The following is a 23279-nucleotide window of genomic DNA, read 5'->3' on the forward strand; positions in this document are numbered from 1 at the left end:
ATTAATGTCCTCAATCGTATTAAAGATACGTTTTAGGACATTCCTATCGCTGGGGACATGGAGACCGACGAATGATCAAGAATATGGTAATCCTGGCTTTGCCGGGGGTGCAGTTGCTGGATGTTTCCGGTCCCCTTGATGTATTCGCCGAGGCGAATGAACAGCGGGGTCGGGAGGTGTATCGCCTTCGGGTGATGGGCTGGCGGCGGGAGGTGATTCATTCCTCTTCCGGCGTAAGGCTTATGCCGGATCTGATGCTGGATGATGAATTGACCGAACCGGTGGATACCTTCCTGGTGGCGGGGGCGCCGGGAATTCGGTCCTTTATCGACGACGCGGCCTTGCTGGAGGGCCTGCGCCGTTGGGCGCTTAACAGCCGCCGGTTCGGGTCGGTTTGCAGCGGTGCGTTAATGCTGGCGGCGGCAGGCCTGCTTAACGGGCGCCATGTGGCCACCCACTGGGCGGTAGCCGGCTATTTGGCCGACAGCTATCCCGAGGTGATGGTGGATACGGATGCCATCACCCTGTCTGACGGTCCGGTGCGCAGCGCGGCGGGCGTGACGTCCGGCCTGGATTTGGCATTAAGCATGGTGGAAGAGGATGTCGGCCGGGAAACCGCCCTGGCGGTGGCCGCGCAGCTGGTAATGTATTTCAAGCGTCCGGGGGGCCAGTCGCAATTCAGCCGCAAGGGGGAGGCCTCATTGAGCGGGCGTTCGGCGCTGCAGGATGTGCAACGCTACGTACAGGCCCATATCAGCGAAAGTCATAATGTGCAGACCATGGCGGCGAGAATGGGACTGAGCCCGCGTCATTTCAACCGGCTCTATCAGCAGCAAATGGGTTTGACGCCGGGAGAGTGGCTGGAGCAGGCAAGGGTCGCCCATGCCCGCCGCCTTTTGGAAAGCGTCGGGTCACCCCTCAAGCAAATTGCCGCCGACTGCGGTTTTTCCAGCACTGATATTCTGCGGCGTGCCTTTGTTCGACAATTGCATATCACACCGGCGCAATACCGTAAGTATTTTGCCAGCAACGGCGGAATCAGCTGACGAAAATGCACAGGACCATCAGTTGACGGAAGTGCTCGGGACCGTCAATTGACGGAAATACTCGGTATCGTCAGTTGACGGAACGGGCGAAATCCCGCACCCGGAATCCCATGGCGGCCAGCGCCGCAAAATAGGATGTAGCCCCCACCGCCACCACCAGCGCCAATCTCAGCAGTCGGGCCAGCATATTGCCCTGGGCCCAATCGGGCATCACCCAGAGCATGCCCAGCAACACCGCCGACATCACCAGTACCGCGATCACCAGACGAATCAGGAACGAGGTCCAGCCCGGCTGCGGCTGGAACATATTCTTTTTGCGTAGTTGCCAATACAGCAGCCCGGCGTTCAGACAGGCGGCCAGCCCGATGGAGAGGGACAATCCGGCGTGCTTCAGCGGACCGATAAACGCCAGGTTCATCACCTGCGTCATGATCAGGGTGAAAATCGCCACTTTTACCGGCGTCTTGATATCCTGCCGGGAGTAAAAGCCCGGCGCCAGTACCTTGACCATAATCAGCCCGATAAGCCCCACCGAATATGCCATCAACGCCCGCTGGGTCATTGAGGCGTCAAAAGCGGTAAAACGTCCGTACTGAAACAGCGCGACGGTAAGTGATTTCGCCAGGATGCCGAGGGCGACGGCGCTGGGCAGCGCCAGAACGAAACAAAGCCGCAGCCCCCAATCCATCAGGCGGGAGTATTCATCGTGATTGCCGCTGGAGAAGCTTTTCGCCAGGGAAGGCAATAAAATCGTCCCCAGAGCCACACCCAGCACCCCGGAAGGAAACTCCATCAAACGATCGGCATAGTACATCCAGGAAACCGAGCCGGACACCAGGAACGAGGCGAAGATGGTATTGATAATCAGCGATATCTGGCTCACCGAAACCCCCAGGATTGCCGGGCCCATTTGCCGCAGTACCCGCCAGACGCCGGCATCCTTGAACTGTAGGCGCGGCATCACCAGCATGCCGATTTTTTTCAGATGGGGTAGTTGATAACCCAGCTGCAATACGCCGCCCACCACCACCGCCCAGGCCAGCGCAAGAACCGGCGGGTGGAAATGGGGAGCGGCGAACAGGGCAAAAAGGATCATGCTGACGTTAAGCAAGGTCGGGGCGAACGCCGGCACCGAGAAACGATTCCAGGTATTGAGGATCGCTCCCGCCAAGGATGCCAGGGAGATCAGCATGATATAGGGAAAGGTAATACGCAGCAGCGATGAGGTTAGGACAAACTTGTCCGGCGAATCCACGAAGCCGGGGGCGGTAACCATGATAACCCAGGGCGCGGCCAGCATGCCGGCCACGGTCACCAGCGCCAGCGCCAGCGTCAGGAGGCCTGCGATATAGGCGACAAACGTGCGGCTGGCCTCATCTCCCCGCTGGCTTTTGTATTCCGCTAAAATGGGAACAAAAGCCTGGGAAAAGGCGCCTTCGGCAAAGATCCTGCGCAGCAGGTTCGGCAGCTTGAAAGCGACAAAAAACGCATCCGTCGCCATACCGGCGCCGAAAATACGGGCAACGATAGCATCGCGGGCAAAACCCAGCACCCGCGAAAAAAGGGTCATGGAACTGACGGCGGCCAGTGACTTCAATAAGTTCATAGAATGATTTCTACTACGCCCGGATGCCGGGGGTAAGCAAACGCAACCGGCCCCCGCCGACATCCTTATCTTTTATGGTGCGCCTAGTCTACCCTCTGTTTCAGAAATCGCTACCATCAGTTGTAACCTGCGGTAAAGACCAGGGCTACAATTTCAGCACCAGCAGATGGCTGCCGCCATCCAATAGGGTGTGTACCCGGCCTTCGGTCAAGTCCAGCGGATGATTGTCCAACAGCGCCTCGGTAATGCCGCGGGAGCGCAGCCCGCTGTTGGTGACCTCAATACTGAAGCGGGTATTCATGACGTTCACTTCGGCATCGAAGCCCGGCCAGCTTGACGGGATGCAAGGATCGACCACCAGCCTATCCCCTTCCCGGCGGATGCCCAGGATGCCTTCCACCCCGGCGCGGTACATCCAGCCCGCCGAACCGGTATACCAGGTCCAGCCGCCGCGGCCGACATGGGGCGCCACTGAGTAGACATCGGCGGCGATTACATAGGGTTCCACCTTATAGCGCGCCACGTCGTCCGGCGTGCGGGCGTGATTGATGGGATTGAGCAGCGAGAACAAATCATGGGCTTTATCCCCTTGATTGAGCCCGACGAACGCCAGGATGGCCCACATGGCGGCATGGGTATACTGACCGCCGTTTTCCCGCAGTCCGGGCGGATAGCCCTTGATGTAACCCGGATCGTGCTCGGTTTTATCGAAGGGCGGCGTAAACAGCAGCGCCAGCATATCCTCGCGACGGATTAACAGCTTGTCCAGCGATGTCATGGCCTGGGCGGCCCGCTTGGGATCGGCCGCGCCTGATAATACCGACCAGGATTGCGCAATGGAATCAATGCGGCATTCGTCGTTATCCTTGCTGCCCAGCCAGGTGCCGTCATCGAAGGTCGCGCGGCGGTACCATTCTCCGTCCCAGGCTTCCCGCTCGATGGCGGCGCGCAGGGCTTCAGCGCGAATCCGCCATTGGGCTGCCCGTTCCGGTTCCCGTTGCTCAACCCAGGGGGTAAACAGCGCCAGGGTTCTGATCAGCAGCCAGCCGAGCCAGACGCTTTCCCCTTTACCGCCCTCTCCCACCCGGTTCATGCCGTCATTCCAGTCGCCGGTTCCCATCAGCGGCAGTCCATGCTCGCCAAAGAGCGTCAGGGTCTGCTCCAGGCCCTGCACACAGTGCTGGTAAACGGTGGCGCTTTCGGCGGCGGCCATCGGCTGGAAGAAAGCATCATGCTCTTCCGGCGCCAGATGCGGCCCGTCCAGATAGTACAGCACTTCATCCAGCACCGTTTCGTCGCGGCTGCAGTTGATATAGGTGGCAACGGCATAGGACAGCCAGACCCGGTCGTCGGAAATGCGGGTGCGGACGCCCTGGCCGGAATGCGGCAACCACCAATGCTGTACGTCTCCATCGATAAACTGGCGTCCCGCCGCCCTTAGCAGATGGCCGCGGGTCAGCTGGGGCTGGGCAAAGGTCAGCGCCATGCCGTCCTGCAGCTGATCGCGAAAGCCATAAGCGCCGCTGGCCTGATAAAAGCCGGACCGGGCCTGGATTCGGCAGGCCTGGGTCTGATAGAGCAGCCAGCCGTTAAGCATGATGTCCATGGCGGGATCCGGCGTGGTGACCTGTATCGCCCCCAACCGCTGCTGCCAATGCTGGGTGACCTGATTCAGCACCGCGTTCAGATCGGCGGCGCGGTAGGTTTCAATCATCTGCCGCGCACCCTGCGCCGAGTCGCTTTGACCCATAAACCACACCACTTCCTGGCTTTGATTGGCCCCCAGCTCAATATGGGTTTGCAACACCGTGCAAGGGTCGAAACCGGCACCGCATGCGCCGCTGAGACGGCTGCCGTTCACCAGGGCGGCCGGGGAATTCATGCTGCCGTTGCGGCCGAGGAATTCGGTACGATCGGCGGTAAAGCCATCCTGCCGCCCGTCGAGATCGGCGAATGCGACGCGGCCCTGGAAGGCCGTGGACCACGAATTGCGCACCAGCAACGCGCCGGTGCTTTCATCGCGCTCGGTAATAATGAAGGGTCCCGACGCGCCGCGGGAGGTGCCCAGCACCCATTCCGTATAGGCGGAGATGGATAAGCGCAGCGGCTGATCGCTAAGGTTATGTATGGTAAGCCGGGAAATTTTAATGGAATCTTCCAGCGGAACGTACTGCAACAGTTCGACGGCGGTGTGCTGGGTATGGTGTTCAAAACGTGAGTAGCCGAAACCATGGCGGGCCAGATAACGGCCGCCATCGTCGATGGGGTGCAGCGTGGGGCTCCATAGCTCGCCGGTGGCTTCATTACGGATATAAATGGCTTCGCCGCCATTGTCCGCCACCGCATCGTTCAGCCAGGGAGTGAGCTGATTTTCGCGGCTGTTTTGCGACCAGCTGTAACCGCTGCCCCGGGCCGATACCAGAAACCCGAAGTCCGGATTGGCGATAACGTTAATCCAGGGCGCGGGCGGCCTCGTCTGGGCATCCATGACCGTGACATATTCACGACCATGGCGGGCAAAGCCGCCGGTGCCGTTGAAGAACGCCAGATCCGCCGGCAACGGGATCTGCGCCGCCACCGGCAGTTTCAACCTGCGCTGCGGCAGCATCGTCACCGGCGGCAGTTCCAGCTCCGCCAATTGGGTGGAGATGCGGCCCCGTCTGGCCAACAGCGAGACCCGTGCCACGGATTGCAACAGCATCCGCGCCTCATGGCTTATCAAATCGGCGCGCAGCGTATAGACGCTGCCCCTGGAAGATTCACCGGCGTAACGCGGACGCGACTGGCTGCTGCGCACCGCGGTATCGATGGCCACCTGCAAATCCTGCATATAAGAGGAAGAGTGCTCATTGATGATCACCACATCAACGCTTAACAGCTTCATGTGCCAATATTCCTGGGCGCGCAGCAGCTGTTTCACCTGGGCGATGTCCTGGATATCGTCGATACGCAGCAATACGATGGGCAGATCGCCGGAGATGGACAAAGGCCAAAGATCGGATTGTTTGCCCGCCCCACGGATAATGGTATCGGAAGGCGGACGGAAACGGGCGTCGGTATACAGCAGCGGCGCGGCCAGGCGCTGGAAATCCGCCGCCTCTTCGGCGTTGATGCCCAAATGGCGCAACTGTACCTGCGCCTGGGTCCAGGCCAGGGTCTTTGCGCGCTTATAGGCGCTGCGGTCATGATGTTTATCAATCAGGGCCAGTAATTCCGCTTCGCTGCCGGCCACCAGCGTCCAGAAGGTGACGCGCACCGAACTGCCGGCGGGAATACGCACCTGGCGGCGCAGGGAGAAGATGGGATCAAGCACCGTGCCGACGGTATTGGACAGCGGCTGCCGGCCCTGGATCGCCTCGCTGTGAAGTGGTGAAATACCGGTGCCGATAAAACGCGCCCGATCGGTTTCATATTGCGGGTCAGCGATGCTTTCACCTTCGACAATGGCCAAATGGGCCGCCCATACCCGCGGTTCCTGCGGCGTGCGGGGGCGGCGGGTGGCGATAAGGGCAGTGAACTCCGGCAAATAGTGGGTCTGTACGAACATTTTAGCGAACGCCGGATGGGCGGCATCGGTATTGGCGGAGGCCAGCACGAGCTCCGCGTAGGAGGTCAGCTCCACTTCCCGCACGCGGCGGCCGCTGTTGGTGAGCATGACGCGCCTGACTTCACCGTCGTCCTCGCCGGACACCAGGACATTCAAGGTGGTGGTAAGGGTACGGTCATGGTGAATGAAGGTCGCGTCGTCTTCGCTGAAAATCACCTGGTTGAAGGACTTGCCTTGCAAGGCGCGAACCCGTCGTTCGCTCATGGCGGTCATGCCCTGGGTTTGCAAACCCGCCGCCCAGATTTTTCCGCTGCGCAGATCGCGAAAACGGATAAACGAGCGGGCGTCGTCACGAGTGACGTCTTCCCGCCAGCGGGTGATGGCGATATCGCCCCAGCGACTGTAGCCGCCGCCGGCGACGGTAAGCATCACCGCATAATGCCCGTTGGAAACCATATGGACCACCGGCGCGCCGGCGGGTATGGCGGAGAAACGACGTTGGCTCATCAGGTTGAGACCGGATTTATCCACTGCCCGTTTCACTTCTTCGGCATGGGGTTTGGCCATGGCCACTTCGCGCGGCATTCTTTCCTGCAACAGCAGTTCGCACGACTGGATCATCGGTTCCCGATGGAAACGTTCACGCATAATACCCTGCTGCAGGGTATTATTCAGCGCCACCAGCGTCATGCCCTGGTGATGCGCCATATAGCTGCGCACCACCGCCACCTTCTGTTTTTTAGGCAGTCTGGCGGCGGTAAAATCCAGGGCCTCGTAAAAACCGAATGTACCCTTCGCGCCCAGCTGCGCCAACCGGCGGTAGTTTTCCACCGCCCCCAGGCTGTCCACCATGGAGGCCAGACCGGTGGCGTAGGGAGCGATTACGCTGTTTTGCGCCAATCCGCGCTGCAGCCCCAGGCCCGGCACGCCGAAATTGGAGTATTGATAGGTAAAGTCCAGATCGCGGGCATTGTAGGCCGACTCCGAAATCCCCCAGGGGATATGCAGGGAGTGGCCGTAGGCCTGCTGATGCGCCACCACCACCCGGTTGGTTTGCTCCAGCAGGGTGCCGGCCGCCGCGCGCATTACCAGCGACGGCATCAGGTATTCAAACATGGAACCCGACCAGGAAATCAGCGCGGCGCCTTTGCCGGAGCGGATAGCGGCGCGGCTCAGCCGGAACCAGTGCTTGGTGGGTATATCCCCCTTGGCGATGGCGAACAGGCTGGCCAGGCGGGCTTCGGACGCCAACAGGTCATAGCAGCTACTGTCGAGCTGGTTATCGGTGAAGGAGTAGCCGATGGACAGCAGTTTGCGTTCGTCGTCCACCAGGAAACGGAAATCCATGTCCAGAGCCAGCGCGCGGGCGGTGTCCGCCAGGGATTGCAGACGAACGTTCAGGGTCGCCGCCGGCGCCAGGGCGATTTGCAGATCTTCATAGTGGGCGGTCAGACCGTTTTTAAGGGACTCCAGCCAGAACAGCAGGGTGGACTCGGGGGTCTCCTCCATCAAGGCCAGCATATCGATAACCAGCCCGTGCGCCTCTTCCGCCAGTACCTGTAGCTTTGGCAGCAGGATTTCCTCCGGCTGGCCTTCCGTCAGTTGGCGATCGATTTCATCCAGGGCCACCGTCAGCGGCAGATTGTCCAGTTCCGGCGTTACTTTCAGCGCCTGGCGGATCAGCAGCAAATGATCGCGGGTGCCGGCGCGCCAGGTGGGAGCGATGGGGTGATTCAGCCACTCTTCGCAGGCATTGGCCAATGCGATGAGGTGGCCGGCCAGATTGCCGCTGTCTACCGACGAGACATAGGCCGGCGTCAATGCCTCAAGCGTCCGGGTTTCGTACCAATTGAAAAAGTGCCCGCGGTAGCGCTGCAGCTTGAGCAGGGACTCAAAGGTCGCTTCAAGCCGTTCCAATGTCGCGCCGGTTCCGGTCCAGCCAAAATCCCGCGCCGTTACCGAAGACAGCAGATACAGGCCGATATTGGTGGGTGAGGTACGGTGGGCGATAACCGGCCGCGGATCTTCCTGGAAGTTATCCGGCGGCAGCATATTGTCCTCCGGCGTCACAAAGGTTTCGAAAAACCGCCAGGTACGGCGGGCAATCAACCGCATTTCCTGGGTTTCATCGGCATCAAGCTTAGACTTCGGCTTGATGACCGGCGCCCGGCTGGCCCAATACGCCATCACCGGCGCCGAGAGCCACAGCAGGACAAATACCCCCGCCAGCGGCCAATTCCAGGGTGCGAAAACCAGTACCGCCGCCACCATGACCAGCGCCAACAGGAGACTGAACGACATGTGCCGGCAATAATTCCATAACGTGGGACGCGGGCTGCCGCCGGTCTGTGCAGAGGTGGTCCACTCCAGCAGTTTGCGATGGCTAAAACAGATGCGATAAATCGAGCGGGCAATGGCGTCGCACATCTGCCAGCCATGATCGGCCATAAAAACCACTTGCATCAGGATCCGCAGCAGGGCATAGCGAAAATCGCTGGCGACATTGATTAAATGCTTGCTCAGGGGAATCCGACGGCGGCGCGGCAGAAGATCGCAGAAAATGGGTATTAGCGAAGGAATGGCGATAGCCGCCAGGATAAACCCGGTGGCCGTCAGCGCCAGAGGCGCGGGCAGCAGCCAGCTCCAGCCCAGGGCCAGCAGGCAGCAGGGCGCCATCAGCGAACGGCGCAGGTTGTCGATCATTTTCCAGCGGCCCACGGCGGGAACCGGGCTTAATCCACCGTGTCCGTTGAGGATCCAGGGCAATAATTGCCAGTCTCCCCGGGTCCAGCGATGCTGCCTTTTGAGCACCACGTCGTAACGTGCCGGAGAATCTTCCACCAGTTCCACATCGGATGCCAGCCCGGCCCGGGCATAGATACCTTCGAACAGATCGTGGCTGAGCAGCGTGTTGGCGGGGATGCGATTGTTAAGGGCCGCTTCAAAAGCGTCCACATCGTAGATGCCTTTACCGGTGTAGGAGCCTTCGCCGAATAAATCCTGATAGACATCCGACACCGCCGAGGCATAAGGATCCAGGCCGCCCGGGCCGGAGAAGACCCGTTGGTAGACGGAACCGTCGGTACCCAGCGGCAAGGAAGGGGTCACACGGGGTTGCAGGATGCCGTAGCCGGCGATGATGCGTTTACCCAGGCGGTCAAATTTCGGCCGGTTAAGGGGATGGGCCATTTTACCCACCAATTGCAGCGCGGTATCACGCGGCAGGCGGGTATCGGCATCCAGGGTTATCACATAGCGCACGTTTTCAGGCACCCGGCTGCCGTCAATAAAACTGGTGTCGGCGGCGCCGCGCAAAAAACGGTTCAGTTCATGTAGTTTTCCCCGTTTACGCTCCCACCCCATCCAGCAGCCTTCCTGTTCATTGAACACGCGGCGGCGGTGCAGCAACAGAAAACGTTCCCCCGCCGGGCCGGGACCGTGGCGCTGATTCAGCCGGTCGATCCCCTCCCTGGCGCAGGCGATCAACGCCTCGTCCCCAGGCAGATTTTCCAGCGGGGCATCCAAACTGTCGGAGAGCAGCGCAAAGGTTAAATCCCCTTCGCCGCTCGCCAGAAAATGCACTTCCAGGCGTTCAATCTGTTCATTGATATCATTTTCATCGCCGAGCAGTACCGGTACCACAACCATGGTGCGAAGCCGGGTCGGCACGCCCTCGTTCAGGGCCAGTCCCGCCAGGGGCGAGGCGCCGAGCCGCCAGTTCACCAGGCGGTTGACCAAGGCGCAGGCGGCCTCGCTGGCCACGGGCAGTACCAGGATGACGAATCCGATAAGCCAGCCGATCCCGGCGGCGTGACGGAACAGAGCCGCCGTTTCCACCGCCGCCAGCAATCCCAGCAGGACGATTGCGCCGGCATAGCCGGTAATGCCGGGTTGGATAACATAGCGGCTGATACGCAGGCGCCAGGGCGCCTTGAAGCCGAGATCCCTCTCCAATGCCTGCCGTCCGCCGGCAATGAGATGATAACCCGGATCGCCCACGCGGGCGGCTTCGTCAGGGTCGGTTTGATCGGCGGCGGCGTCATGGGCCAGGGATAATACCCGTCCGGCAATGTCCAGTTCGCTGTAAGACGAACCGCGCGCCAACAGTTCGATGGCGCTGCGGTAAAGATTTCGGGTGGTGAAATTCATCTCGTCAAAGGTGCTGTGCTGACCGAGCCGTTCATCCACCAGGCTGACGCTTTCAAACAGCGTCGCCCAATCAATATCCGAAATTAAGCGCATGCTGGTAATGATGTTGCGCACCGTGACGTTGGATGCCCCCAGACGCTGCTGGGCATTCTGCACGATGGCTTCAATGGAGCTGTCCTGCTGGGCTAATCGTTTTTCCAGCCAGCTCAATGCCGGTGTGGTGCGTGGATCCTGATTACGCAAGCGTTTAGCCAGCTGCGCGGCGAAATGTTCGTTCAGCGGCGAGGCGTAACTGTCCAGATGCGCCGCAGCCATGGCCGCCAGCGCGTCGCCTTTGGTCAACAGGCGGTTGGCAAGATTTTCCGCCCGCTGGCGGGCCTCGCGCCCTTCGTCTATCTGATCCGCCAGCCGCCGCAAATTCTCAATCAATACAATGCGCAGGGTAATGGCCACCGCCCAAAGTTCACCGATGGTCAGGGGCTGGACCCGCTGGTAGGCATTGATAAAGCGTTTGAGGTTTTCCGGGTCGAAATGGCTATCGGTATGGGCGATAAACGCCCAGGCCAGCCCGAATACCCTGGGATAGCCGGCAAAAGGCCCTTGAGACAGTTTCGGCAGCAGACGATAAAAACTGGGGGGCAAATCCTCGCGGATTTCACGTATTTGAGCTTCAACCAAATGATAATTATCCAGCAGCCACTCGGCGGCGGGAACCACGGTATTGCCCTTTTCCAGCTCCATGGCGCTGGAGCGATAGGCGGCCAGCAATACCGTCGCATTGTCGTTCAGGCGCTCATGCAGCGACAACACCTTCGGCGGCCGGTCCGTGACGTCCTGGGCCGCCGCCAGGCTCTCGGCATGCTGCTCCAGGCGTTCGGCGCCGAATAATTCTTTCCTGACGGGAGCGCTGTCATTCCAGGGGGACGTGGTTTTATGCAAATGCAGAATATCAGCGAGCATCTTTTTCATAGGAGCCTTAAACCTGCGGCATCGTGTCACAGGGGGGTGAATAAAATAATAAAAAAAACGAAATACCGTTCCGGCGGATAATACATTCCGCCATGTCATGGCCGGTTTCTTAACCCTGGGAAAAGCAGCACCTTACGGCAGTGCCGGGATGAGATATGCCTTTTGAGGCATAAATGACATGTGATAATAAATATGAAGGCAACCGGATTGCCAGACCCGCTCGGCCTGTGCGTTTATGCAGTGAAACCTTGAGGCAGTGAGCGGGTCCTCTGAATATGGACCATAAACCCCATTTGCGCCAATCAGCCGATAAAAATTTGCATCCGCTATCGCAAACAGCATAAAAAATAGGCGGTTTGCGGCACGACATCACGCCGCCCCGCCACGTTGACAAGGAGTGGATACCGGACCGGAGACCAGGTCTACACCGGCAACCGTTCTATCCAGGACTGGGCGAGTATGGCCTGCTCGCCGCTCACCGAAGGGGAGGTCTGATTGCTCACCGCCTCGATAAAATGCCGCACCGCGCCGGTAAAGCCGCGCTGGGTTAAAATGGTCTGCCAGGGGGGGACCGGTAATTCACTGATAATCCCCCGGCTTTCGCTGCGCCACAGCCGCATCTCTTCAATATGATACAGCGCGCCCGAGGTCACCGCGTCCACCGTTTCGCGCTGGCTGCCGGCCTGGCGATGCATGCTGGTGGTAACGCTGCACTCTCCCTGCTGGAAATGGTGCTCCGCGTAGAGCATCTGGCCGGCTTCGTTGGCCCGCACCGTACCGCTGAGCAGTGTCGCCGCTCCGCCCCCCAGCCACAGCGCGGTATCCACCACGTGAAGGTAATCGTCAAGCAGCGTGAATCGCAGATCCCGTGGACCGATACTGTCCTCGCGGTGTTTATCCATCCGGATGGAGGCCGGCTGGCGCAAGGTCTGTTTCAACTGCAGATAAAGCGGCGCGAAACGGCGGTTGAACCCCACCATGAGCGCGCATTTGTGGCGCGCGGCCAGGGCCACCAGCTGTTCCGCCCGTTCCAGGCTGTCCGCCAGGGGTTTATCCACATAGACGTGAATACCGCGGGTGAGCAGAGACGCCACCACGTCGAAATGGGTGGCGGTGCTGGTATGCACGAATACCGCATCGCACCGTTGCGCCAAGGCGTCCAGGCTACCGAAACAATCAATGCGGTAACCCGCGCAAAGGGCCTGCGCCTTGGCCTGGTTGGGAGAGAACGCGCCCATTAGCCGCCAGTCCTGCTCCTGGCACAACAGCGGCAAATAGACTTTTTGCGCAATGCCGCCCAATCCGACAATGCCGATGCGTAGGGTCATATATTCTCCAGAGAATGTCAGCGTCCCGGCGTCCAGCCGGTATAGGTCAGCGCGGTCAACACATGGTCCCGCCATTTGCCGTCGATCATCAAATAATCCTTGGCATATCCTTCCCGTTCAAACCCGAGCCGCGCCAGCAGATTGCCGCTGCGCTTATTGTGCGGCATATAGTTGGCCATAATGCGGTGCATCTGCTGCTGCCGCTGCATATAGCGGATGGCGGATTGCAGGGCTTCGTACATCAGCCCCTGCCCTTGCCATTTTTCCCCCAGCGAGTAACCGAGAAAACAGGCATGGAAAGAGCCGCGCAGCACATTGCTGAAATTGGCCACGCCATAAATTTCATTTTCTTCCGGATCGAGCAAAATGAAATAGTAGGCGGTTCCCTGCCGGTGCATCTCGGTTATCAGCCCCAGCCGCGCCTGCCAGCCCGACGGGAAACAGTGGCTTTCATCACGAATGGGTTCCCAGGGCTTCAGGAAGGCCCGATTGCCGGCATAATAATCGGCCAGGCGATACGCGTCGCGTTCGTGGACCAAACGTACCACCATTCTGGCGGTAACCAGTCGCACCTTCGGCGACGCTGAGCGATAGCCAAACATCTTTCCTCCGCTATCAGGGCTATTTAACAACCATCATGGGGCACCCCGATCATGGGCCATCATCACCCTTACGGCAAGAGCCTCGTCGCGCGCTGTAATAACTATAACCTTTTCATTTCACCATAATAAAAGCCGGCGGGAACTTTTTTTTCATCCCAGGGGGACAGAAAAGAGATCGTCCTCATAAATTATCGTTTTTACTATTATTTTTCGATGAAAAATATCCTGTCGGCAGGGGTTTCGTTATGGCGTCATAACGGTCAGAATGAAGATCCTTTGCAAAGATTTAACCTTTTGGTGAAGTATGTCATCGGTTTCGCAAGCTAGGAGCTTGGGTAAATATTTCCTCCTCGTGGATAATATGTTGGTGGTGCTGGGTTTTTTTGTGGTGTTTCCGCTCATTTCCATCCGATTTGTCGACCAGTTGGGCTGGGCGGCGATGATGGTGGGCATCGGCCTCGGATTACGCCAATTTGTCCAACAGGGGCTGGGCATCTTTGGCGGCGCCATTGCCGATCGCCTGGGGGCCAAACCGATGATCATCGCCGGCATGCTGCTGCGCGCCGTGGCATTCGCCCTGATGGCCATTGCCGACGAACCCTGGCTGTTATGGCTGTCATGCGTCCTTTCCGGCCTCGGCGGGACGCTGTTCGATCCGCCCCGGACCGCAATGGTGGTTAAGCTTATCCGTCCTAACGAACGGGGCCGCTTTTTCTCGCTATTGATGATGCAAGACAGCGCCGGTTCGGTGATAGGGGCGCTTATCGGCAGTTGGCTGCTGAAATATGACTTCCACCTGGTATGCTGGGCGGGCGCCCTGCTGTTTATACTGGCGGCGATATTTAACGCCTGGATGCTGCCGGCCTACCGTATTTCCACTACCCGCGCGCCGATCCTTGAAGGCATGCGCAGGGTGCTGCGGGATCACCGCTTTGTCACCTTCGTCCTGACCCTCACCGGCTATTATATGCTGGCGGTGCAGGTGTTGCTGATGCTGCCCATTAAAGTGAATGAGGTGGCCGGCCGGCCCTCGGCGGTGAAATGGATGTATGCCATCGAAGCCATGCTGTCCCTGCTGTTCCTGTATCCCGTCGCCCGCTGGAGCGAGAAGCGCTTCAGCCTGGAGATGCGCTTGATGGCGGGTCTGTTTATCATGTCCTTAAGCATGTTCCCCATCGGGCTGGTGGATAGCCTGCAGACCCTGTTCGGCCTGATCGGCCTGTTTTATATCGGGTCAATCATCGCCGAACCGGCGCGGGAAACCCTGGGGGCCTCGCTGGCGGACAGCCGCGCCCGCGGAAGCTATCTGGGTTTTAGCCGTCTGGGCCTGGCCCTGGGAGGCGCCATCGGCTACAGCGGCGGCGGCTGGTTATACGATGCCGGGCACCGGCTGGACCTGCCGGAACTGCCCTGGTGCATGCTCGGCGCTATCGGGCTGGCGACGCTCTTTGGTTTATACCGGCAATTCCGCCAGCGGCGCATCGAACCGGCCATGTTAAGCGGCCACTGATTCCCTTCGGTCGGCCGCCCGGTGATTATCCCAGGTGATATTGCGGGCTGTTTCGCTCTTATCCCGCCGCGTCGCATGATATGCTGCGGCAGGTCAAATCATGTGACGAGCTAAAACGGAAAAGGAATGAAAAAAAGAACTTTTGCGGCGCTGGCCGTGATATTGAGCCTGGCATTGACCGGCTGTAATAAGCTGACCGAATACCGGCTCAGCGAGCAGGACGTTAACGGCTATCTGCAAAAACATAATAATTTCCAGAAGGCCATCGGCGTGCCTGGCTTGCTGAATGCCAATATCGTACTCACCGAACTCAGCAGCCAGATTGGCCGGACCGAGCCGGATAAAGTCCGCCTGTCCGGCAATGCCCATCTGGATATCCAGTCATTGTGGGGTTCCCAACGGGCGGATTTGAAACTCACCCTGCAGGCGCAGCCTTATTACGATAGAGATCAGGGAGCTATTTATCTCAAAGACATGCAGTTGGTGGATTATCAGGTGCAGCCGGAAAAACTCCAGTCGACGTTCAAGGTATTGGCGCCTTATCTTGATAATTCTCTGAAGTCTTATTTCGATAGTACGCCGGCCTACGTGCTGGAAGCCGACCGCAGTAAAACCGAGGCGCTGGCCAAAAAGCTGGCCAAGGGACTGGAAGTAAAACCCGGCGAACTGATTTTTCCTTTCACCGGCGGCTAAACGGCGTGATGCCGGTTAACGGAGCCGGCTTCGCACCTACTCGGACTCCTCCGCCAGCTCTTCTCGCATCGCCTGCAAGGCTTCCCGGCTGATAGCCGCCAGGACCCGATAAAAATCGGTGCCGGCATGGGCTTCCACCTTGCCTAAAAAGAGGTCGCTCCAGGGCAGCAGGAACTCATCGAACAGCCGGGACTGGGCGATAATCTCATCCTGCTGTGCATGATCTTCCAACCATGAAGCCGTCAGCAGCAGCGCTCCGAAATGGTCGGTGGCGGATTCCGACACCGGCATGCCTACTTCTCCCAAAAAAGCGCGGACGTCGCTTTCCGGAGCGTCGAGCCAGGAAGAGCGAAAAGGCGGCACCTTGGCCGTTTCTCCGGCGAACAGGGCGGAAAAGTCGTCCGCTAACGCCTGCGGCACGCAGCTCTTGCCAAGGCGAGCCAATAACGCATCCTGCTCCAGGGGCCAATGTTCGGTCAGCTTGCCTTCCGTGATAAGCACCATCAGCGGCGCCAGTACCGCATCCTGCGGCGACCGGTAAAACAGGGTTCCCAATACCCGGCAAACCATCGAAAAATCATTCATTGCAATACCCGCATTATTAAACGGTTGCAGACCTTGTCATAATTTGATGAATTCCGCAATGGGCGGCTTGTTTTTTTGCTCGTGTAAATTCAATATCCTTCGTCGCGATCCACCAAGCCAACGGGAGGTTCGCCGGCCTCAATGCGCCTTATGTTTTCGGCTATGCTATCCATCGCTAAAGAGGATACGGTGACGGCGGCGATATGCGGCGTGAGGGTGATCCGTGGCGTATGCCAAAACGGGTGGTCGGGCGGCAGGGGCTCTTGACGGCAAACATCGAGCGTAGCGGCGGCGATTTGCCCCTGCGCCAACGCCGCCAGCAGATCGGCCTCAACCAAATGGGCACCGCGGGCGACGTTAATCACAAATGCTCCCCGATTCAGGAGGGCGAAGAGTTCCGCGTTAAGTATGCCTTCGGTCCGGGGCGTGTTGGGTAAGAGGTTCACCAATACCTGTAGTCCGGCTAAAAAGCCAGGCAATTGCCCGTCTCCGGCAAAGCTGTCGACGTCAGGTATGCTCTTGCGGGTCAGGCTCCAGCACCGTACCGGGAAGCCGCAATCGGCCAGGGATTTCGCCACCTTCTGTCCCAGGACCCCGGCCCCCGCCACCCCAATGATAAAGCGGCGCTTATCGTACAACGGCAGCTCCCGCCATGTTCCTCGGGATTGGCACAACAGGTATTCGTCCAGCCGGCGATAATAACGCAGCACTGCGGCCAGCACATACTCAACCATTTGTTCCGCCATGCCGGCATCCTCCAGGCGCATCAGAGGAATGCTCTCGGGCAGCATCCGCGGATGCTGTCGCAGGGTCTGCATTAACGCATCTACCCCGGCCCCCAGAATAAAAACGCCCTTCAAGGCGGTACGCCCGGTCAACATGCCCACCGGCGGATGCCAAACCAGGGCATAATCCGCCGGCAGCCTGTCTCCAGGCAGCCATGCCCGCAGATGTGCGCCGGATAAACGCGCCCCCATGCCGGCTATCCACGGTGCCACAGGCTCGGAAGGATGATAAAAGATAATGTCCACGGCGCGGGTCCTATTGATGAATGCAACGCTTTAATCTATCTGAACATACCGTCTGACGAGGCGGTGAACAATCCCTGCAAACAGTCGGCCTAAAAGAGCTGCACGCATTGGCAAGAATCATGAATACGACACCACATGACGTTTTACGAAAAAAAATGAGGAAATCAGGATTTGATTTAACATTTAATGCTCTTTTTTTGGGATTTTTTTGCCATCCCATTGCCAGGATTTGTCCATAAAACCGGAAGGACGCCATAAAAAAAGCGTTGGTCCCTTAAGAAAAGACTTAGGTTTATGAAAAACAATTATGAAGAAAAAATAATTTGTATGATGTCATTAAATTTATAAGCATGCCAATCGTTAGCGTTTTTTACCATAACTGGATCGCATTAATTATGGACTGGCTTGAATAATTATTCATTTTGATGAATTTAAAATAGCTTTTTAAAAAAAACAACTTCCTCCATGAATTTTAAGATCTTATTTTTCATATAGTTATATCATCTTTATCGCAAGCGTTTTCTCTTCCTCCTTTTTGAGACAGATTTTTCTTACTTTTTTTAATCATCATACCTAAAGACCATTGCTAAAATTTAAGTCAATATAAAATTCAGTTTGATAGATGAAATCTAATAAAATTTCAATGAAATTTATTTTATATCCACATAAAAACCAGGTCAAAAAAAATTTCATAACTGCAAGTTTCACGCACTGACGTCAGATCAATTTCAGATTTATTACCCTCCCATAGCCTGACGGCCTCAGCTATCGTTATATGCGTTCTATTGAATAATTTTTATATCAAGCATAACGCTAACAGGAGGGGTCAATGACATGCCAATAACAGATGAAAAAAATAAAATAGCCATATTTGGTAAGATTAGGAGTTCTTGAAAACTTTTTTTTTACATGTAACGCTTTCAACAGCAATGCCATAAAAAAAAATCTAAAAGTGAGGTATTTTGAGATGAAACCTACACCAACTATCATCATCGATCATCTCGATGTAAGAATTGCACCTGATTTACATACACGACTACGCTGGAAAGAGTATCAAATTCTAAGTCTATTGGTCCAAAACTCACCCCAAGTGGTGACGCGAGAACAGCTGGTAAACCATATTTGGAAAGGCACGTATTGCTCAGACTCGACGATTAATCAAACCATCAAATCTGTACGTCAAAAACTGGGCGATCATGAGCATAGGATCATAAAGACCATACCGCGTATTGGCTATATTATTGAAGAAAAACAAATGGTTAATATAAGTTTCGACAAAATATCCACCGAAGGCCCGCCGACGCTCGACCTGCCGAAGCAGGCCATAGAGACGGCTGCAAAACCGACCCGGTCAGTTGATGAGGAGATATATTCAGGGCCCATGTGGGATTTCCCGACCCACGCTCGGCTGTCGAGAACCGTTTCCAGGCCAACAGTGTTCCAGTTGAATAGATTTAAAAAGATTTTTTATATTTATGCAGAGAAATTTTATCAATATAAAAATAGATTAATCCTTGTTTTTTTAACTTCAGTTATCTTAATGATAGTTCTAGTTTATTTCTATACCATCATCAAAATATCCCTTGCCTCTTACAATCTGGAATGGCTGAACTTTAATAACAGGTTTTCATCGGTGCAGCTAACCTGCCCTTTAGGTTTCAAATACGAACCTGATGGCTCATGAACATAATTCGCTAACAGTCAATGCTCAATTTTAATATTGATACTGCTAATTAAAGCAATTAAGTCGAGATTGAGCATTATTAACTGGGTTTTCCTCCAAACTACCCCTAAGCCCGCGTTGTATAGCGGGCTTTTTTTGATCCGATATAAAAAATCAACGTGCAGAAAAAATAAAATTCACTTCTTATTAGATAAATTTCATACCATTTTATAGTGAGATATATTTCATTTTATGTCACCCACTCCGTTTTATACTTTTTCACTTGTAGAAACTCTCTTAGTCCGCTATTTGTTAACCATTCGATAAAGTTATATCTAAGAAAACATAACAATGCGTATTGACGACAGCCTGATGCTGGCATGACTGCTTATTAAGGGTTCTAAATTGGGCTGTTCAATTTAAAGATAATCTTCTGTCAAATGGCGAACGTGAGAAGTAAGGGGATTATGAAGGAAATCATTTTTAACTCTTTATGGGTTATCTTGGAGAAATCGTGCTTCGCGTTAGCCGGCATCATTTCCGCCATGTATGTAGCCCGTTTTCTTGGGCCAGAAAATTTCGGCACATTAAGTTATTTACTTTCCATCATGGCGCTGGTAACACCCTTTATTCAGTTAGGCAGCGATAACGTTTTATTTAACCGCATCGCCAAAAAGCCTGCCAGTGGCGTATTGCTAATGGCGGCCTCACTACGATTAAAGCTGGTTCTGTTTATAGTATTTAGCCTGGGGTTATTGTTATGGGCAAAGCATGCGTTGCCGATTGCCCAGCAAAAAGTGATGATAGTACTGATTGTGGCGAACTTCTTCACGCTACGAGATATCTATAAGCTTTATTATGACGCCACCCTGGCGTCAAAAACCAACCTCATCATTAACAATGTCTCCTTGGTTATTTTTGTTTGCCTCAATCTCATCTGGGTGCATTATCAATTCAGCCTGATCTGGTTTGCTTTTTCAATGGTCGTACGCAGCTTTATACCCTATTTATGGCGTAGAGTATTATTCAATCGCACCCAGAAAAAAGCACGGGCAGTGTTAAAAAAACCTTTGAAGGTTAAATATTTCGATTTTTATAATATTTATCTGCTGAAGGTCGGCATGCCTTTGCTGATTTCCAGCCTCTCTATTGTAATTTATACCCGCATTGATCAGATTTTACTGGGTAAATTTTTAGGCTTCCAGGCGGTGGGGATTTATAACGCCGCGTTGACGTTAAGCCAGGGCTGGGCCATCGTGCCGATGGCCTTCATTACCTCTTACATGACCATTATCGCCGCAGAGCGGGATAGCCGCCGAAGCACTGAGAGGATTCGCTCGCTTTATTTGATTATTCTGGTTTTATCGCTGCCAGTGATACTGACATTTTCAATATTTAGCAATAAAATCATACTGTTAATCTATGGCATTCGTTTTGCCGACGCCGCGGATATTCTCTGGATGTGTGCCTTGACCTCACTTTGCAGCGTATTGGGCACGCTGTCTTACCGAGTCATCCTTCTGCACTCCGGCTATCATTTTGTCTCCGTGAAAATGGCCGTGATTGCTTTGCTTAATATTGGTCTGAATTATTTTTTTATACCTCTCTATGGGATTAAGGGCGCTGCTCTGTCCACCTTAACCGCCGAAATGGTCTCATTAATATGTCTTAATGCGTTGTTCAAAAATGGGCTCGTTACATACCCGCTGTTTTGTGCCTATAAAAGCGTCCCACTCTTAATAAACGAGGTTCGAAGCTATGTTAAATCCGCTCGCTAAACAGGCCAGTAAGCTGTTACCCGATGTATTATATCATCAGATAAAATATGCTCGGGTCTTCAAACAATGGCCAAACGTCATCAAGCCCAAGACCTTTAGTGAAAAAATAATCGTGCGCAATTTTAAGCCTAAGTCAATTTATACCGAGCTGGCGGACAAATTAAAAGTGCGGGATTATATAGCTAGCACTATCGGTGAAAAATATCTCATTAAATTGCATGCTTCATTTCCTGTACTCACTCGCTCAATTTTTGATGAATTACCTGAGTCTTTTGTGATTAAGGCTAACCATGGTTGTGGCTTTAATATGATTGTCCATAACAAATCTGAAATTACATTTGAGAAATTAAGCACAATTACCGAGCAATGGACAGAAAGTAATTATTATAAACTTTCTCGAGAAAAGCATTACAAAGCTATTCCACCGCGTATTTTAGTTGAACAATTATTGCTTCATAAGGGCAAGGTTCCTAACGATATAAAATTTCATTGTTTTAACCGCATGGGAGAAATGCATATATTCATCCAAGTGGACTACGATCGGTTTGGCATTCATCGGCGTGATATATTCGATACCCAGTGGAACAGAACCAATATACGGATGGGGCTGCCCAACAATCCGGAACCTATGCCCGCTCCAGACAATCTGGAAGAAATGCTATCCTTAGCCACGCGTATCACCGAGCAATTTTCTTATTTGCGAATTGATTTTTATGAGGCTGACGGCAAAATCTATTTTGGCGAATTGACATTCACTCCAGGCGGTGGACTTTGCAAAATGTATCCGCAGGAGACGCAGCGGCAATGGGGTGATTTTTTCACCGATTGATTAATAATACTTATATTTATCGACCCGATTGTTCAGTGCCGCTTGTTGTTGTGATGTTTCTTATCTCGCCATTTCGGTGCTTGAAGGCCGGGGGAAAAACTATGCCGCTGCAGGAAGGAAATTTGCGGCCGGTCTCCCCCCGTTTTACACGTGTTCAAATCCGGTTGTCAAAATTGGGTTAGCGTTTTTTTTGCAGCTTCCGGCTTGCCTTGGCTGTTTTATGCCGGTCAATCTTATGCAAAGGAAAACAGTATCGCCGATTCAGCACAACGCCGCACGGCGTTGCGCAGCCATCTGCAGATGCAATCCGTTATGGCAGTACTTGAAAAGCCCCCTCCCCTGCCCCGGATGAGACTAACAGAAGTTGTGAAAATTTCCCTGCTTTACCCAAGCTCGGGAAAATTGCCAGGCCGGAGAGCTTTTTAGCCATAGTAAACAGCCGGGATGAATACCGGCAGCGATCAACGTTAACGGCCTTGTATTTCTTTTAGGCCGCCGGACATTAGAAATTCGTCTCCTACGCTCAAAGCCTGAGCAAACAGGCGGTGAGCGAGAAATTATACTTGACCGGAATGGACCGAATCCCTATAGTACCGCCCCGTTACCCCTGCGGTAACGACGTGGTGAGGTGTCCGAGTGGCTGAAGGAGCACGCCTGGAAAGTGTGTATACGCGAAAGCGTATCGAGGGTTCGAACCCCTCTCTCACCGCCAGAATAAAAAAAGCCCGGCTTTTATGCCGGGCTTTTTATTACCTGAACGTGGGGAAGTTGTTTCCCCGGTCTTTATCGATAGGCGTTAAGCGTGCGCTGGCACAGTGCCGAACGAACGCAGTCCTGTTTACCAAAACGCACGACGGCAATCATGTCGTCCTCTTCAGTAAATCGCTCCAGGGCATCCTCCAGACCCGATTTAACGCCGCGAGGTAAATCGCACTGGGTGATATCGCCATTCACAATTACCGTGACATTTTCCCCGAGGCGCGTTAAAAACATTTTCATTTGATTGACGGTGACATTCTGCGCTTCATCCAGGATGACCACCGCGTTTTCAAAAGTCCGACCCCGCATATAGGCAAATGGCGCTATTTCCACTTTGCCGATTTCCGGTCGCAGGCAATATTGCATAAAAGACGATCCCAGCCGGCGCAACAATATATCGTAGACCGGTCGAAAATAAGGGGCGAATTTTTCAGCAATATCCCCGGGCAGGAAACCCAGATCCTCATCGGCCTGCAACACCGGCCGGGTAACAATGATGCGCTCGACCTCTTTATGTATTAACGCATCCGCCGCCTTGGCGGCGCTCAGAAAGGTTTTACCACAACCCGCCTCGCCGGTTGCGAATATCAACTGTTTGGTTTCTATGGCAGTTAAGTAATATTCCTGAACTTCATTACGTGCCTCAATTAACTTAGTGTCGCGGGAATCCCGCGCCATGCCAATCGATTCAATCCCGCTCATATGAACAAGAGAAGTGACCGAGTCCTCTTCACGCATTTTATGGTTGCGTGACTCACGCCGGATAACACGTTTAGCTTCGCGACGAGCTTTGATCACTACTTTTTGTCTTCCCATAAGTGGCACCTTACAGTTTGTTTCACCATTCACAAGGGAGTAAACCCCGGTGATTACGCTTCACATTCAGATGAGGTTGTGGCTTCCTTTAAAGCCATAGCGAGCCGTTGGACGGGATGAAATAAACCCTTTGCATATGTCTGAAAAATGCGTGGCGGTTTTTTCATCAGGAGGAAAATAGGGATATCGGGAATTGCGGGGGGCGAAAGCGTTGCCGTAAATCGGGAATAGTGTTGAGGTGGTAATCGCCGAGCGCTTCGGTGGCGATTGAAAAACATCCGGTGGTAAAGTCAGCCCATAAAAGGACACTGTCATTAGCGATCCCCATAGTGAGGTTTATATTTCGCGTCGCCGCTACTGCCGGAACC

General features: G+C 54.7%; 14 protein-coding genes and 1 tRNA gene. 7 read left to right on the forward strand and 8 right to left on the reverse strand.

The features are described from left to right. The first annotated feature begins 71 nt into the window (after positions 1 to 71). Positions 72 to 1046, forward strand: a complete 975-nt coding sequence (locus ACL2XJ_RS23925) for a GlxA family transcriptional regulator (RefSeq protein ID WP_413724731.1) — start codon at positions 72 to 74, stop codon at positions 1044 to 1046. A 70-nt stretch (positions 1047 to 1116) separates the two neighbouring features. Here ACL2XJ_RS23925 and murJ read toward each other — a convergent pair whose 3' ends face one another. From murJ to rimJ, 4 genes are all read right to left on the reverse strand, one after another. Then, positions 1117 to 2652 (reverse strand): murein biosynthesis integral membrane protein MurJ, encoded by a 1536-nt coding sequence (gene murJ, locus ACL2XJ_RS23930; RefSeq protein ID WP_413724732.1) that lies wholly within the window; start codon positions 2650 to 2652, stop codon positions 1117 to 1119. A gap of 145 nt (positions 2653 to 2797) precedes the next feature. Next, positions 2798 to 11317, reverse strand: a complete 8520-nt coding sequence (locus ACL2XJ_RS23935; RefSeq protein ID WP_413724733.1) for a GH36-type glycosyl hydrolase domain-containing protein — start codon at positions 11315 to 11317, stop codon at positions 2798 to 2800. 422 nt (positions 11318 to 11739) lie between these two features. Then, positions 11740 to 12645, reverse strand: coding sequence for a Gfo/Idh/MocA family protein (locus ACL2XJ_RS23940; RefSeq protein WP_413724734.1), 906 nt, complete (start codon positions 12643 to 12645; stop codon positions 11740 to 11742). 17 nt (positions 12646 to 12662) lie between these two features. Then, the gene (gene rimJ / locus ACL2XJ_RS23945; protein WP_132921261.1) at positions 12663 to 13247 is read right to left on the reverse strand and encodes a ribosomal protein S5-alanine N-acetyltransferase; all 585 of its coding nucleotides are present in this window, start codon (positions 13245 to 13247) and stop codon (positions 12663 to 12665) included. A 304-nt stretch (positions 13248 to 13551) separates the two neighbouring features. Between rimJ and mdtH the strand changes: the two genes are divergently transcribed. Together mdtH and ACL2XJ_RS23955 are read left to right on the forward strand one after the other, a co-directional pair. Continuing rightward, a complete protein-coding gene (mdtH, locus tag ACL2XJ_RS23950; RefSeq protein WP_413724735.1) occupies positions 13552 to 14757 on the forward strand; it encodes a multidrug efflux MFS transporter MdtH in 1206 nt (401 codons plus the stop codon). A 126-nt stretch (positions 14758 to 14883) separates the two neighbouring features. Next, complete coding sequence (locus ACL2XJ_RS23955) at positions 14884 to 15450, forward strand: lipoprotein (RefSeq protein ID WP_413724736.1); 567 nt, start codon at positions 14884 to 14886, stop codon at positions 15448 to 15450. Between the two features lie 36 nt (positions 15451 to 15486). On the opposite strand, the gene ACL2XJ_RS23960 is transcribed toward ACL2XJ_RS23955, so the two are convergent. Both ACL2XJ_RS23960 and ACL2XJ_RS23965 read right to left on the reverse strand, forming a co-directional pair. Beyond that, complete coding sequence (locus ACL2XJ_RS23960) at positions 15487 to 16035, reverse strand: molecular chaperone (protein WP_413724737.1); 549 nt, start codon at positions 16033 to 16035, stop codon at positions 15487 to 15489. An 89-nt stretch (positions 16036 to 16124) separates the two neighbouring features. Next, positions 16125 to 17066, reverse strand: coding sequence for an NAD(P)-dependent oxidoreductase (locus ACL2XJ_RS23965; protein ID WP_413724738.1), 942 nt, complete (start codon positions 17064 to 17066; stop codon positions 16125 to 16127). 967 nt (positions 17067 to 18033) lie between these two features. Here ACL2XJ_RS23965 and ACL2XJ_RS23970 point away from each other — a divergent pair. From ACL2XJ_RS23970 to ACL2XJ_RS23985, 4 genes are all read left to right on the forward strand, one after another. Next, the gene (locus tag ACL2XJ_RS23970; protein WP_413724739.1) at positions 18034 to 18750 is read left to right on the forward strand and encodes a winged helix-turn-helix domain-containing protein; all 717 of its coding nucleotides are present in this window, start codon (positions 18034 to 18036) and stop codon (positions 18748 to 18750) included. A 446-nt stretch (positions 18751 to 19196) separates the two neighbouring features. Continuing rightward, positions 19197 to 20507 (forward strand): flippase, encoded by a 1311-nt coding sequence (locus ACL2XJ_RS23975; protein ID WP_413724740.1) that lies wholly within the window; start codon positions 19197 to 19199, stop codon positions 20505 to 20507. Beyond that, positions 20488 to 21336 carry an ATP-grasp fold amidoligase family protein gene (locus ACL2XJ_RS23980; protein ID WP_413724741.1) on the forward strand — a complete coding sequence of 283 codons (849 nt, stop codon included), beginning with the start codon at positions 20488 to 20490 and terminating at the stop codon, positions 21334 to 21336. The genes ACL2XJ_RS23975 and ACL2XJ_RS23980 overlap by 20 nt, the downstream gene beginning before the upstream one ends. A 622-nt stretch (positions 21337 to 21958) precedes the next feature. Beyond that, a tRNA-Ser gene (locus tag ACL2XJ_RS23985) sits at positions 21959 to 22048 on the forward strand. 71 nt (positions 22049 to 22119) lie between these two features. Here ACL2XJ_RS23985 and phoH read toward each other — a convergent pair. Beyond that, positions 22120 to 22911, reverse strand: a complete 792-nt coding sequence (phoH, locus tag ACL2XJ_RS23990) for a phosphate starvation-inducible protein PhoH (RefSeq protein WP_203521181.1) — start codon at positions 22909 to 22911, stop codon at positions 22120 to 22122. Between the two features lie 66 nt (positions 22912 to 22977). Beyond that, the gene (locus tag ACL2XJ_RS23995; protein ID WP_413724742.1) at positions 22978 to 23226 is read right to left on the reverse strand and encodes a hypothetical protein; all 249 of its coding nucleotides are present in this window, start codon (positions 23224 to 23226) and stop codon (positions 22978 to 22980) included. Between the last annotated feature and the right edge of the window lie 53 nt (positions 23227 to 23279).

It is taken from the genome of Sodalis sp. RH16 (assembly GCF_047324245.1).
Classification (GTDB): Bacteria; Pseudomonadota; Gammaproteobacteria; order Enterobacterales; family Enterobacteriaceae; genus Acerihabitans; species Acerihabitans ligni.

What these genes read in the sequence shown, in the direction of transcription:
- murJ (WP_413724732.1), bottom strand. Translation starts at nt 2,652, where the DNA reads ATGAACTTATTGAAGTCACTGGCCGCCGTCAGTTCCATGACCCTTTTT.
- ACL2XJ_RS23975 (WP_413724740.1), top strand. Translation starts at nt 19,197, where the DNA reads ATGAAGGAAATCATTTTTAACTCTTTATGGGTTATCTTGGAGAAATCG.
- ACL2XJ_RS23970 (WP_413724739.1), top strand. Translation starts at nt 18,034, where the DNA reads ATGAAACCTACACCAACTATCATCATCGATCATCTCGATGTAAGAATT.
- ACL2XJ_RS23980 (WP_413724741.1), top strand. Translation starts at nt 20,488, where the DNA reads ATGTTAAATCCGCTCGCTAAACAGGCCAGTAAGCTGTTACCCGATGTA.
- ACL2XJ_RS23940 (WP_413724734.1), bottom strand. Translation starts at nt 12,645, where the DNA reads ATGACCCTACGCATCGGCATTGTCGGATTGGGCGGCATTGCGCAAAAA.
- ACL2XJ_RS23925 (WP_413724731.1), top strand. Translation starts at nt 72, where the DNA reads ATGATCAAGAATATGGTAATCCTGGCTTTGCCGGGGGTGCAGTTGCTG.
- rimJ (WP_132921261.1), bottom strand. Translation starts at nt 13,247, where the DNA reads ATGTTTGGCTATCGCTCAGCGTCGCCGAAGGTGCGACTGGTTACCGCC.
- ACL2XJ_RS23935 (WP_413724733.1), bottom strand. Translation starts at nt 11,317, where the DNA reads ATGAAAAAGATGCTCGCTGATATTCTGCATTTGCATAAAACCACGTCC.
- ACL2XJ_RS23955 (WP_413724736.1), top strand. Translation starts at nt 14,884, where the DNA reads ATGAAAAAAAGAACTTTTGCGGCGCTGGCCGTGATATTGAGCCTGGCA.
- ACL2XJ_RS23995 (WP_413724742.1), bottom strand. Translation starts at nt 23,226, where the DNA reads ATGACAGTGTCCTTTTATGGGCTGACTTTACCACCGGATGTTTTTCAA.
- phoH (WP_203521181.1), bottom strand. Translation starts at nt 22,911, where the DNA reads ATGGGAAGACAAAAAGTAGTGATCAAAGCTCGTCGCGAAGCTAAACGT.
- mdtH (WP_413724735.1), top strand. Translation starts at nt 13,552, where the DNA reads ATGTCATCGGTTTCGCAAGCTAGGAGCTTGGGTAAATATTTCCTCCTC.
- ACL2XJ_RS23960 (WP_413724737.1), bottom strand. Translation starts at nt 16,035, where the DNA reads ATGAATGATTTTTCGATGGTTTGCCGGGTATTGGGAACCCTGTTTTAC.